General features: G+C 71.0%; 10 protein-coding genes. 4 read left to right on the plus strand and 6 right to left on the minus strand.

Going from position 1 to position 12,504, the window contains the following annotated elements:
• Positions 1-332 precede the first annotated feature (332 nt).
• The gene (locus tag CHB73_RS07755; protein WP_179216949.1) at positions 333-2,123 is read right to left on the minus strand and encodes a bifunctional metallophosphatase/5'-nucleotidase; all 1,791 of its coding nucleotides are present in this window, start codon (positions 2,121-2,123) and stop codon (positions 333-335) included.
• Between the two features lie 141 nt (positions 2,124-2,264).
• On the opposite strand from CHB73_RS07755, the gene CHB73_RS07760 reads away from it, so the two are divergent.
• Positions 2,265-3,770, plus strand: coding sequence for an L-serine ammonia-lyase (locus CHB73_RS07760; protein WP_089273812.1), 1,506 nt, complete (start codon positions 2,265-2,267; stop codon positions 3,768-3,770).
• Positions 3,771-3,824: 54 nt separating this feature from the next.
• Here the strand turns inward: CHB73_RS07760 and CHB73_RS07765 are convergent, their stop codons facing one another.
• The gene (locus CHB73_RS07765; protein WP_089273814.1) at positions 3,825-4,790 is read right to left on the minus strand and encodes an alpha/beta fold hydrolase; all 966 of its coding nucleotides are present in this window, start codon (positions 4,788-4,790) and stop codon (positions 3,825-3,827) included.
• A gap of 291 nt (positions 4,791-5,081) precedes the next feature.
• Between CHB73_RS07765 and CHB73_RS07770 the strand changes: the two genes are divergently transcribed.
• Positions 5,082-5,375: a hypothetical protein gene (locus CHB73_RS07770; protein WP_089273816.1), complete on the plus strand. Its 294-nt coding sequence runs from the start codon at positions 5,082-5,084 to the stop codon at positions 5,373-5,375.
• A gap of 62 nt (positions 5,376-5,437) precedes the next feature.
• Here CHB73_RS07770 and CHB73_RS07775 read toward each other — a convergent pair whose 3' ends face one another.
• Both CHB73_RS07775 and CHB73_RS07780 read right to left on the minus strand, forming a co-directional pair.
• Positions 5,438-8,512, minus strand: a complete 3,075-nt coding sequence (locus CHB73_RS07775; RefSeq protein WP_089273818.1) for an AAA family ATPase — start codon at positions 8,510-8,512, stop codon at positions 5,438-5,440.
• Positions 8,509-9,714 carry an exonuclease SbcCD subunit D gene (locus CHB73_RS07780; protein ID WP_089273820.1) on the minus strand — a complete coding sequence of 402 codons (1,206 nt, stop codon included), beginning with the start codon at positions 9,712-9,714 and terminating at the stop codon, positions 8,509-8,511. The genes CHB73_RS07775 and CHB73_RS07780 overlap by 4 nt, the downstream gene beginning before the upstream one ends.
• A 269-nt stretch (positions 9,715-9,983) precedes the next feature.
• On the opposite strand from CHB73_RS07780, the gene yedF reads away from it, so the two are divergent.
• The gene (yedF, locus tag CHB73_RS07785; RefSeq protein WP_089273822.1) at positions 9,984-10,613 is read left to right on the plus strand and encodes a sulfurtransferase-like selenium metabolism protein YedF; all 630 of its coding nucleotides are present in this window, start codon (positions 9,984-9,986) and stop codon (positions 10,611-10,613) included.
• 89 nt (positions 10,614-10,702) lie between these two features.
• On the plus strand, positions 10,703-11,380 hold the full coding sequence (locus tag CHB73_RS07790) for a hypothetical protein (RefSeq protein WP_089273824.1): 678 nt from the start codon (positions 10,703-10,705) through the stop codon (positions 11,378-11,380).
• A gap of 18 nt (positions 11,381-11,398) precedes the next feature.
• Here the strand turns inward: CHB73_RS07790 and CHB73_RS07795 are convergent, their stop codons facing one another.
• Both CHB73_RS07795 and CHB73_RS07800 read right to left on the minus strand, forming a co-directional pair.
• The gene (locus tag CHB73_RS07795; RefSeq protein WP_089273826.1) at positions 11,399-11,800 is read right to left on the minus strand and encodes a DUF4150 domain-containing protein; all 402 of its coding nucleotides are present in this window, start codon (positions 11,798-11,800) and stop codon (positions 11,399-11,401) included.
• A 20-nt stretch (positions 11,801-11,820) separates the two neighbouring features.
• The gene (locus tag CHB73_RS07800) at positions 11,821-12,504 is read right to left on the minus strand and encodes a DUF3540 domain-containing protein (protein WP_179216950.1); all 684 of its coding nucleotides are present in this window, start codon (positions 12,502-12,504) and stop codon (positions 11,821-11,823) included.

A 12,504-nucleotide genomic window follows, 5' to 3' on the forward strand; every position in this document is an offset into this window, starting at 1 on the left:
CTTGGGCAGGCTGTCTACATATTAACCCTCAACAACACGGAATAAAGAATTTGAGTGATTCTCGCGGCGGCGACGCTTGCCGCTTGGGGGGGGCAATGCAGGCGCGAAGAGACAATTTTGTAGGTGCTTGTCCGCGCTTGGAGTTGGAGTGCGATTCGTGGCCCAGGCGCTACAATGGGTTGCAATTTGTTTTACGGAAAGCTGGTCCCCGCCTCGCCATCCGCTTCGCCGAGCCGTGGGGGGAGAGGCATCCCGGCGGGCAGCGCCCGCAACCCCGAGCTGGCGCGGTCACGGCACTCGCCACGGTCCGTGTAAGGAGCAGCGCGCCAGGCCTACCGCGCCAGGCTGACGCGCGGCCCGGCGGGCGGGGCCACGGGGCCGGAGGCCCCCAGGCGCGCGAGGTGCGCGGCAAAGGCGTCGCTGTCCACAGTGCCCGTGTCCGTGCGGTCGCCGATCTTCCGCAGGGTGTCCATGCCGTCGCCGCCGCCCGCCAGGAAACTGATGGTGACTAGGCGCAGGGCGTCGCCCGGCAGGATGGGCGCAGATCCGCCACCTGGCGTCATGCGGGCCAGCGCGGTGATGCGCCGTCCCTTGGGCCGTGCCGCGTCCACGGCGTAGGTGAAGCCCGCCGGATGCGGCGGGCGCAGGGCCTCGCCGTGCCGTGCAGCAATCTGGGAGGCCAGGGCGTCCTCCAGGGCGTCCTTGAGCTGTTGGCCGGAGACTTCAAGCACCACCAGGGTGTTGGCGAAGGGCAGCAGGCCCATGACCTGGCCCTGGGTCACGGGGCCTGCGGGCAGGTCGCGGCGCAGGCCGCCCTGGTTCATGAGGGCGATGTCCGCCTCGGGCACGGCGGCCAGGCAGGAGTCGGCCACGAGCGGGCCTGGGTCGCTGGCCGCGCCGCGCACCAGATCCTGGGACAGGGTCGCGCCCACGGGCGCGTTCTGGAAGGCCTTGATGCGCTGCGTGTAGGGCGCAAGCGCCGTGAGCATGGCTGGATCCTCGGCCGGGAAGGCGGCGGCGCCGGAGGCCCTGGCCGCGGCGGCAAGGGCCGCGCCTTGGGCCGAGGCCGGGTCCACCGGGCGGCCGTCCTGCGAGAAGGCCTTGTCCATGACCAGGGCCGGGGCGGCGCTGTGGCCGGTGATGCGGCCCTGGGCGTCGAAGTCCACGCTCAGGCGTCCCAGGACCTCGCCCCATTTCCAGGCCTGGGCCACCAGGGTCGCGCCGCCGTCCGGCCCGGAGACCACGGTGGGGTATGGCCCGGCAGGGGAGAGGCCAAGGGCGGCGAGGGCGCGGCGGTCGCCCAGCAGCGTATGGCTGTGCCCGCCGATGACCACGTCGAGCCCGGCCACGCTTTTGGCCAGGCGCAGGTCGTCCTCGTAGCCGTTGTGGGAAAGCAGCACGATCTTGTTCACGCCCTGGGACGAAAGCTCGGCCACGGCGCGGCGGATGGCCGGAGCAGGGTCGGAGAAGCGGACGCGGCCCACGTCCGCGGTGATGCGCGGGGTGGTGGGCGTGGTGGCCCCGATGACGCCCACGGGCTCGGTGCCGCCTTTTGTCGGCACGCGCAGGATGGCGTAGGGCCGCCAGCGTCCGGCCAGGGCGGGCTCTTTTGAGGCGTCCACGTTGGCCGCCAGCACCGGGAAGCGCGCCAGGGCGAGCATCCTGCCCAGGGCCTGCGGCCCCTTGTCGAACTCGTGGTTGCCCAGACACATGGCGTCTACGCCCAGGGCGTTCAGGAGTTCGAATTCCGGGCGGCCGTGGAAGACGTTGAAGTAGAGGGTGCCCTGCACGGCGTCGCCCGCGTGCAGCAGCACAAGGCCGGGGGTCTGGGACCGGGCGGCGTCCAGGGCGGTTTTGAGCCGCGCCATTCCGCCGATTTTGGCCCGCACTGCCTGCGGTTGGCCGTCCACCTGCAAAACGAGCCGTTCGTCCACGGGCTCCAGGTTGGAGTGGGTGTCGTTCAGGTGCGCCAGCTCCAGGCGCAGGGGCTGCGGCCGGGCGCAGGCGCATAGGGCCAGCAGCAGGGCCAGCAGCAGCATCGGCAGCGGGCGAGCCAGCGGGCGAGCCAGCGGGCGAGGCGAAAGAATGGAGCTGGCGACGGTGCGGGCGTGGCTGTGGCGCATGACGGCTCCTTGGGGCGGACGTTGGGGAATCCTGCCATGATGCGCCGGAAGAGAAAAGAGGGCGAGCGTTGCATCGCCGCGTGAACTGACATATTGCTCCACCATATCCCGAAATGACTGCAACATGCTGTGGAGGTGCTGATGGATAGGCGCGATTTTTTGAAGGTTGCCGCGTTTTCCACCCTTGGCCTCGGCCTGACCTGCACCGGGACCCCGGCCTTGGCGCGCGGCATTCCGGCCAAGGCGTTCCCCGGCGGCGGCCCTGGCCGCTGCTTTGTGCTGCCCAAGAACCAGGTGGTGGTGCCGCTGCTGGACCTGTTCAAGATCGGCCCAGGCCCGTCCAGCTCGCACACCCTGGCGCCCTTGCGCATCGCCAGCAACTTTCGCGAGACCGTGGCCGCCCTGCCCAAGGATGTGCTGGCCAGGGCCGAACGCTTCGAGGCGCATCTGTACGGCAGCCTGAGCGCCACCGGGCGCGGCCACCGCACCGACCGCGCCGTGCTGGCCGGGCTGCTGGGCCAGAAGCCAGAGACCTGCGACCCCAAGGTCATGGACGCCCTGGCCGACGAGAAGGCCGTGTTCCCCACGGTCATCGGCGGCAAGGCGTTCCGCATCGCCCATTCCGTGGTCGTGTGGGACGCTGTGGAGCACTCCTACCCCTTCAGCAACACGCTGGTCATGCGCCTGGTGGACGCGAAGGGTGCGGCGCTGTTCGAGCGCGAGTATTACTCCCCCGGCGGCGGCTTCTTCGCCTGGAAAGGCCAGCCCCCGGCCAAGCGCGGCACGCCTCGGCACGTGTTCGGCAACATGGCGGAGTTCCGCAAGCTGGCCAAGGACACGGGCAAGCCCCTGCACCAGCTGATGCTTGAGAACGAGATGGACATTCTGGGCGTGGGCGAGGCCGAGGTTTTCAAACACCTGGACATGGTCCTGAAGACCATGGCCGACGGCGTGGACCTGGGCCTGTCCGAAACCGGGCTTCTGCCCGGCCCCTTCGAGATGCACCGCAAGGCCAGGGTGCTCTTCGACAAGGCCCGGGCCATGGGCGAGGCCGACGGCTTCATGCAGCGGGTCAGCAGCTACGCCATCGCGGTGAGCGAGGGCAACGCGGCGGGCCGTCTGGCGGTCACCGCGCCCACCTTGGGCTCGGCGGGCACCATGCCCGCGCTGGTGTACGTGATGCAGAACGAGCTGAAACTTCCGCGGGACGCCATGCGCAAGGGCATGCTGGCGGCCGGGCTGGTGGGCCTTTTGTGCAAGACCAACGCCAGCGTGGCCGGGGCCGAGGTGGGCTGCCAGGGCGAGATCGGCGTGGCCTCGGCCATGGCCGCGGCCATGATGGCCTATGCCACCGGGGCCGACCTTGCCGCCACGGAGCTTGCCGCCACCATCGCCCTGGAGCACCACCTGGGCATGAGCTGCGACCCCGTGGGCGGTTTCGTGCTCATTCCCTGCATCGAGCGCAACGCCTTTGGCGCGCTCAAGGCGTACAACGCCGCGCTTATGGCCAAGAGCGAGATTGTGGAGCAGCACTGGGAGGACCTGGACCGTGTGGTGGCCGCCATGCTGGAGACAGGCAAGGCCCTGCCGCCGCAGTTCCGCGAGATGGGCACCGCCGGACTCGGCGTGACCATGGTGGACTGCTAGGGACGGCCGCGTCCCATCGGATTCAGGGAGGGCTTCGGCCCTCCTTTTTTTCGGTTAGGGCTGGGCGTTCAGAAAGTCGTCCACCAGCCGCGCCAGCGTACGCGGCTCCTGGTGCATCATCCAGTGCCCGCCCTGGGGCACCAGCTCCAGGCGCGCGCCGTGCGCGGCCTGCGCCTGGACGCGCACGTCCTCGGCCGGGCACACCCAGTCCGCCTCGCCCGCCAGGAACAGGGCCGGAACGCGCAGGTCCGGCAGACGTTCGGCAACGCCGGGCCAGGCGCAAAGAGCCGCGTACTGCCGGACGGCCATGCCTTCGGGCAGGGGCGCGGGGCGCGGCAGCTCGGCCCAGACCTCCGGATGCGCGGCGGCCCAGTCCTGCGGGAACAGTGCGGCCTTGAGCTCCTGGGGCGACATGGCGAACATGCGGTCCAGCACGGGTTTCACCGCCGCTCCGGAAAGCGGCGGGGCGTAGAGGGCCAGCGCGGCCACGCGCTCGGGTCGGGCCAGGGCCAGCTCCAAAGCCACGCCGCCGCCCATGGACCAGCCCAGCACATCGGCCTTTGCGATGCCCAGATGCTCCAGAAGACGCGCCGCGTCCCGGGCCATTGTGGGCAGGTCCACGGGCGCGCCTGGGGGCAGCCCGGCGGCCGCGCCCATGCCCCGGTTCTCCATGACCACGACCCTGCGCCCGGCGTTCAGGCCGCGCAGGAACTGGCGGTCCCAGCCCTCGCCCGTCATGGCGAAGCCGGTGAGCAGCAGCAGGGGCCGGGCGGTCTCCTCGCCCGGCGGCGCGGGCAGGTCGCGCCAGGCCAGGAGCACGCCGTCCAGGCGCGCTGTGGCGGCCTGGGGCAGGGTGTCTTGGCCCGGCGTGAGGTCAGCGCCGCTGCGGCCGTTTGGCGCGGCGCACCCGGCCGCCAGCCCGGCCAGGCCGACCAGCAGAACCAGCAGCAGGGCCATGTACCGCAGGGGCGACAGCAGGGCTGGCGGGACGCGGGGCGAACAGGGTATTGCTGCGGGCATGAAACCTCCGGGTTGGGCGGGCGCGCGACCGTGCGGACGCCTGCCCCCAGCCTAATCCCGAAGCCGCCGCGTCGCAAGGCTGCCGCACGCGGTCAGGGGTGCGGCGGGGGGTTTTTGCGCAGGCCGTGCGCAAAAAATACCCATCGTAGTGCATGGCCAGGCCAGCCTCGCCTCTGCCTGCGAACGTTTTCCGTGGCTTGCGTCCTGGCATGGGCCTTGCTTTGTGATAGCGTATGCTGATGCTGTATTGATCGTTCCTGCCAACCGCCAACCTCCGGGAGGGGAAAGACCATGAAGAAGTTCGCGCTGAGCATGATTGTCGTCCTGGCCAGCACTGCCTTCGCCTTTGCCGCCGCCAAAACCGGCGACATCACCGTGGACAGCCAGGTGGGCCGGGTGACCAACGTGGCCTCGGGCCAGAACGTGGAGGCCAAGACCAACGTGCATTCCGTTGATGTGAAGGACGGCGCCAAGACCGGCGACATCACCATCAAGGGCAAGGCCGGGACCGTGACCAACGTGGGCAGCGGGCACAACGTCAAGGCCGAAACCAACGTCGGCAGCGTCAAGGTCGGCGGCAAGTAGCCAGCCTTGGAATTCGGCTTTCAGGGGGGGCGGCGGGCGCGGGCCTGCCGCCCTTTTTTGTTTTAGCAGTTCACCTGCCGCACGGTGCTGCCGCCCTTGCCCGGCCTCCCCGGCAGCACGTCGATGCGTGCGTCGATGCGCTCCTTGAGCTCGGCCACGTGGGAGATGACGCCGATGAGCCTGCCCGCGCCGTGCAGCTCGGCCAGGGTGCGCAGGGCGTCCTCCAGGGTGTCGCCGTCCAGCGCGCCAAAGCCCTCGTCGATGAAGATGCAGTCCAGCCTGCGGCCGCCCTGCTGGGCCATGACCACATCGGACAGGCCCAGGGCCAGGGCCAGGGAGGCCAGGAAGGACTCCCCGCCGGACAGGGTGGAGGCGGGCCGCGCCTCGCCGCTGTGGGCGTCCACCACGTCCAGGTCCAGGCCGCCTGTGCTGCGGGCGTCGCGCGTGGCCTCGGAGCGCACCAGCCGGTACCTGCCCCGGCTCATGCGGCCCAGCCGCTGCGAGGCCGCGCGGGCCACCTCCTCGAACAGCGCGGCCAGCACGTAGCGCTGCAGGGTCATCCTGCGGGGATTGTCCCCGGCGGCGATGTCCGCCAGCCTGCCCACCACGCGGTAATTTTCCTCCAGTTCGCGGGTTCGCGCGGCCTTTTCGCCGATGGCGTTGAGCGCCTCGCCCAGGTCCTGGACCTGGGTGGACAGCTCGCCCAGTTCGCGGTTCAGGGCGTCCAGCTCCGCAGCGGCGCGCTCCTGCGCGGCGTTCAGGGCGGCCATGTCCGGCCGGGTCTTGCCCTGGCAGGCGGCCGTGGCCCGGTCCAGACGGTCGCGGGCGGCGGCCAGGGCCTGGCCGTGCCGCGCGGCGGCCTCTTGCAGGGCCTCGGCCTGCTGGCGGGGCAGCTTGGCCTCCTCATATTCCCGGCGGGTGTAGAAGCCGGATTCCAGCAGCCGCCGCTCGAAATCCTGGCGCTGTCCGGCCAACAGGGCCAAGGCCTCCTCGTGGCCTTGCCAGAGCCCGCCGCGTTGGCCCCGGCTTGTGCCGAGCCGCGTGTCCAGAGCGTTCAGGGCGTCCTGGGCCGTGCGGAAGTCCGCCTCGGCCTTGGGGATGGCCCGCGCCAGCTCGTCCAGGCGGGCCTGGACCGCCGCGGCGTCGCCGTCAGCTCCCTGTGCGTCCGCTTCGGAACGCAGGCGTTCCAGCAGGGCGCGCGCCCCGGCCAGGGCCTGGGCGGACCCGGCGTGGGCGGCCTGGGCCGCGTCCCGGCGTGCAAGGGCCTCCGGACGCCTGGCCGCAAGTTCCTCGCGCGCGGCGCGGCAGCGCTCCAGGCGCTCCTGCCCCACGTTGAGGGCGGAGGCGCGTTCCCTGGCCTGCGCCAGCCGCCGGGACAGCTCTTCGGCCGGCATTGCGGCGGCCTCGCCCAGGGACTCTCGGCAGTGGGCCAGGCCGCTCTCCAGCCGGGCGGCCAGGGTGCGGGCCGCATCCACCGCCGCGCGGGCGGACTCAAGGGCCTTTTCGGCGCGGGCCTCTGCGGCCTCGGCCTTCTCCAGGGCGGCGCGGTCCGGCAGAGCCCCCGCCCCGGCGGCCGGGCCCGGATGCTCGGTGGATCCGCACACCGGGCAGGGCTGGCCCTGGACCAGGGTGGCGGCCAGCAGCGCCGCGCGGCCGTGCAGCAGGGCCTGCTGGGCCTCCTGCCGGGCGCGCCTGGCCTGCCCCAGGGCGGCTTCGGCCTCGGCGTGACCGGCCTGGGCCTGGGCCAGCCCGGCTTCGGCGCGGGACTGCTTGCGGGTCAGCTCGTCCAGCTGCGCGCGCTGCCCGGTCTGGGCCTCCAGGCGCGAAATCTCCATGTCCAGGCGCGCGGCCTCGGCCCCGAGCCCGGAAAGCCCCTCGGCCTCGCGCCGCAGTTCCTCCAGCCGCTGGTCCAGGGCGGACAGCTCCTGCTCCGCCTTGGCGGCGGCCGTGGACGCGGCGGCCTCCCCGGACTCGGCCTGGCGCACCCGCCCGGCGGCGGCGTTGCGCTCGCGCAGGCGCGCCAGCCCTGCGGCCAGGCGCTCGCGCTCGGCCGCCAGCTCCGGCACGCGCAGGCGCGCGGCCTCGGCCCGGGTCAGCGCCTCCTGGGCCTGGGCGCGGCGCGCCTCCAGCTCCGCAAGCTCCCGGTCCAGGCGCGCCAGCTCCGCCAGCCGTCCGGATGCGGCGCGCTCCCCCTGGGCGATGGCCGCCTCAAGGTCCGCGTGCTCCAGGGCTTTCACAGCGCGTTCCGCCCGTCGCGCCTGGGCCTGGGCCTCGGTCTGGCGCGCGGCCAGAGCGTCCAGGGCCTCGCCGGCCTGGGCGCGCTCCAGGAATTCGCGCTCCACGGCCTGCCCCCGGGCCAGGGCCGCCTGGGCCTCGGCCTGGGCCAGGCGCAGGCCGTCGCGCCCGGCTTCGCGCTCTCCGCGTCGGGCCAGGGCTGCGGCCAGACGCTCCTCCAGCTCCCCGACCCCGTGCGCGCCCTTGGCCGAGAGGATGGCCTCCATGCCCGCGCCAAGCTCGGACAGCTGCCGCTCCAGCGCGTTGCGGCGGGCCTTGAGGGCCTCCTCCACCAGGCGGTAGCGCCCGGCCCCGAAGAGCTTGCGCAGGATCTTCTCCTTTTCGTCACTTTTGGCCAGCAGCAGGCGGCGGAACTCGCCCTGGGGCAGCACCATCACCTGCCGGAACTGCTCGCTGGTGAAGCCGATGAGCTCCTCCACGCGCTGGTTCACGTCCGTCACCTTGCCCAGGCGCTCGCCCAGCACCGCGCCATCGGCATCGAGCTCCCAGAGCCCCGCGCTGTGCTTGCGCTCCACGTCCTTCCCGCGCGAGCGCACCAGCTGCGTGGGTTTGCGCTCCACCAGGAAGCGCCGTCCGGCCACCTCGAAGACGAGGGACACTACGCACTCGTCCTCTGGCCGGGCCTGCTGCGAGCGCAGGAAACGGTCGCTCTGCTTCTCGCGCGCCTCGCCGCTGGCCTTGCCGTAGAGGGCGAAGCACAGGCCGTCGAGCAGCGAGGTCTTGCCCGCGCCCGTGGGGCCGTTGATGAGCAGGAACTGCGCGTCGCCGCCGCGCGCGAAGTCCACGCGCACCTCCCCGGCAAAGGGGCCGAAGGCCCGCAAGGTCAGGTGCAGGGGCCTCATGGCCGCACCTCGCCTTCCGTGTCGGCCCCGTCTGCCGGATGCTCCGCGCCGCCTGCGTCCGCCGCGTCGGCCTCGGCCATGTCCTGGCGCAGCATTTCGTCCACCACGGCGCGCAGCACGCGCTCCTCGCCGGGTTCCGGCTCCTGGCCGGACACGTGCAGGTAGAACCCGCGCACGATCTCCCACTCCGTCTTGCCCGTGAGGTCGATGCCGCCCTGCTCTCCCGCGTCCTCGCCGTAGGCCGCGCGGGTGATGGTGAGCGCGTTGGGATAGGCCTCGCGCAGCCTGGGCGCGTAGTCGAAGAGCGCCCCCCGGTCCGTGAGGTGGATCCACAGGTAGTCGTCGCGGCCGGGGTCGGCCGGGGCGGCCTTCAGCAGGGCGTGCAGGGAGCCCTCCAGCCTGCGCAGCTCGCGCCGGGGAGTGAGGGGCGCAAGCTCGCGGGTGAAGGAGCCGTCCGCGCCCAGGTCATACAGGGCGGCGCATTTTGCGTGGTCGGTCTCGGAAAAGGAGTACTTGAGCGGGCTGCCCGCGTAGAAGATCGTGGGGGCCACCTGCTGCGGCCGGTGCAGATGCCCCAGCAGGGTGAGGGAGTACGGAGCAAAGCGCGCGGGGTTCACCTGGCAGGCCCCGCCGATGGACAGCGGCCGTTCGGAGTCCGAGGGCGCGCCGCCCAGGGCGAAGCAGTGGGCCAGGCACACGCTGCGGCCGGGCGCGGGGGGCAGGGCGGCCAGCACGCGGCCCAGGGCCTCGTCGAAGTCGCCCGTGGGCAGGTCGTCCTCGCGCTCCTTGAGCAGCACGGGCGAGACGTAGGGCAGGGGCAGGAAGCGCACCGGGCCGTGGGCGTCGTTGAGGACCACGGGCCGCACGGGCTCGGGCAGGCCCGGCGCGATGTGGATGCCGCCCGCCTGGAGCAGCCTGCCGCCAAAGGCCAGGCGTTCGGCGCTGTCGTGGTTGCCGGGAGTGATGATGACGGGCAGGCGCAGGTCCAGGGCCAGGCGCGAAAGAAACTCGTCCATGAGCTGCGTGGCCGCCACGGGCGGGATGGCTCGGTCATACACGTCGCCGGTGATGACCACCACGTCGGCGCGGCCCTCGCGGGCCAGAAGCAGGGCTTGCTCCAGCACGTGGGCCTGGTCGTCGGTCATGGAGACCTCGTGGACCAGCTTGCCCAGGTGCAGATCGGCCAGATGCAGGATGCGCATTGCGGGAACTCCTTGCGCGTCCGCGCCGGACGCCGCGTTGCGGGATGCCGTGGCCCGGAGCGGGCCAGGGGGGAGAGTATCCGAGCCCCTTTGTGGTGGCAACCGCCTGGGCCGGGCAGGCTGTGGTCCAAGGCGGGGCGAGGCGGATTGCGATATCGACGCCGCCTATTTGACCTATCGAACCCCGTCTGTGTATTGTGCGGCCCGAAGCGCGTGGGCCAAGGCCCGGCGCGCCGTCATCACCACCGTCATTACCAATGGAGGCGACAATGGGCGCACCCCTTGCCGTGGACTGTCGCGGGCTGGCCTGCCCCGGCCCGGTGCTCCGGGTCATGGATGTTCTGGACACAAGCGCCCCGGGGGCACAGGAGGTCGAGGCGCTGGAGGTCCTGGTGGACGACCCGGCCGCCCAGGAGAACGTGACGCGGCTGCTCGTCGGCAAGGGTTTCGCCGTCAGCGCCGCCGTCGCCCCGGACCGCGTGACCCTTTCGGCCCGCCGCGAGGGCGGAGCGCCTCCGGCCGCCGCGCCCTGCCCCGTGGCCCAGCCAGGCGTGAGGGAAGCCGAAACGATCACGGTGTTCATCACCGCCGACGGCATGGGCCGGGGCAGCGACGAACTGGGCGGCAAGCTGATGCTGAATTTTGTGGCCACCCTGCCGGAGCTTGGCCCGGGCCTGTGGCGTGTGGTGCTGGTGAACGGCGGCGTGCGCCTGGCCTGCGAGGGTCACCCCTGCCTGGAAAAGCTGGCCGCGCTGGCCGAGGGCGGGGTTTCCGTGCTGGTGTGCGGCACCTGCCTGGGCTTCTTCGGCCTCATGGAAAAAAAGCGCGTGGGCGAGACCACCAACATGCTGGACGTGGTGACCAGCCTGGGCCTGGCGGGCAAGGTCATCCAGGTGTAGCGGGGGCGCGTGGATGCGGGAAACCTGTTGACTTGGTGCGGAGAATTCGCAACATAGCCAAGCAAATATCCGTATCCTGGGGGGCGCTGATGAAGAAGGGGCTTGAGGTTGTCGCCGCTATATTGAGCATCGTGGCTGCGCTGGCGACGGTAGCTTCGTCGTATTATGCGTACAAGACCAGCGAGGCCGACGGGCAGGAAAAGACGTTCTTGGCGAAGATGGTGTATGACTACGGGGCATTTGTGAACAAGTCGGTGGGGCTTGCGCCGACCCCTGTTGTCGCGGAGGCGCCTGCTCCGGCCCCGCCCGCCCCACAGCCGCCTCAAGCCGCCCCGGTGCAGCAGGCTCCAGCAGCCATAACCCAGGAGACCCCGTACGCCCAGGGGGATCTGTACGTGAGCGGCTTTGCCGCTGCGCGGCGCGATGATGACGTGTTTTTGTCCTTTTCCATCCGGAACGTGTCGAAGGCGTCAATATTTGTTGCGATCAACAAAAATGAAAGCCTGGTCGCGAACACGGCAACAGGCCATGGGCGGCCCCATGACGTGAAAGGCGTGCGTGATGCTTGGCAGGACAAGAACGATCCTGCCGAGTACACGGAACTCGCGCCGGATTCCGAAGCGTTTGTTTCCGCAGAGTTCAACGGCCGACAGCTTTCGGAAAAAGATGCGCGCTTCAACATCAATCTTCTTCAGCTCGTGGGGGACAAGCCTGTTCGCCATTCTTTTGGCCGCCCTGTGACCATTGTCGAAAAAACGATGCAGTGAGGCGTCCGGCCTCCTCCACTAGCCCAGGGTGAGCACCGTGAACTGGCTGGGCACGGCGCACATGCCCGGCGCGTTGGGCAAGAGGCCCATGGCGTTCTGCCCGGTGATGGACGTGAGCCGCTGGGCCGGGGGGCCATCCACGAAGATGGTGAAGCAGCCCAGCATGTACATGGCCTCGCCCGCCTCCAGGTGCGACACCACGCCCAAAAGCACGCCCGGCTGGTCGCCCACGCTCACCAGCCCCTCGGAGAGCTGGTTCAGGGAGGGCAGGCAGTCCACCAGGATGTTGTAGGCCGCCGGGGCCGAAGTGACCGAGAAGGCCATGTCCGGGTAGGGCACGGGCACCGGCACCACCACCGGCGTCAGGCACACGTCCGGGAAGCCCAGGTCCATGCCGCAGCCCATGTTCAACTGAAACATGCCAGTCGCCTCCTCCGCACCTAGCCCAGGTGCACTTCCTGGCCGTCGGCCTTCACGAATTCCTCGGCCTGCACGTAGGTCACCCGGCCGTGCAGCAGGGCCGTGTCGCGCGCAAGGGTGCGCACCGCGCCCGCCTGGGTCTCGTCCAGCTCCTCCACGCGGCGGAAGCTGTCGCCCAGGCGCTGGGTCCAGGTTCCGGCCTGGGTGTCGCGCTCCTGGGCGGTCTCGGTGAAGCGCGTGGCGATGAGTTCCAGCGTCTTGCCTACATAGGAGAAGGCGTCCGCCAGCCAGCGTACGCTTCCGGCGGCGAAGCTCATGCGCGCGGCCTGGGCGGCCAGCTCCCCTGGCGTGGACAGGGCGATGCCCTCTGCCGCCTCGATGTGCACACTGCCCTGCGGGGCTGAGACGCGCGCCCCGGAAGGCAGGTCGAGCACGGCCTGGCTGTCGGGTTCCGCGCGTTCCAGCACGGAGAGCACATAGGGCGCGGCCCCGGATTCCGGCAGCGCGGCAAGCACCAGGTCGCCCGGCTCCGGCCGCAGCAGGCAGCTGGCCGCCAGCCTGCACGACAGCGCGCCCAGCGGCGCATCCACCACGGCAAAACCCTCGCCTCCGGCCAGCACGCGGCAGGGTTCCAGACGCATGGCCCCTTTGGCCTGCTCGCGCTGTGCGCATTCCTCGCGTTTCATCTCGATGACGGCGCCCAT

This window comes from Humidesulfovibrio mexicanus (genome assembly GCF_900188225.1).
Lineage (GTDB): Bacteria > Desulfobacterota > Desulfovibrionia > Desulfovibrionales > Desulfovibrionaceae > Humidesulfovibrio > Humidesulfovibrio mexicanus.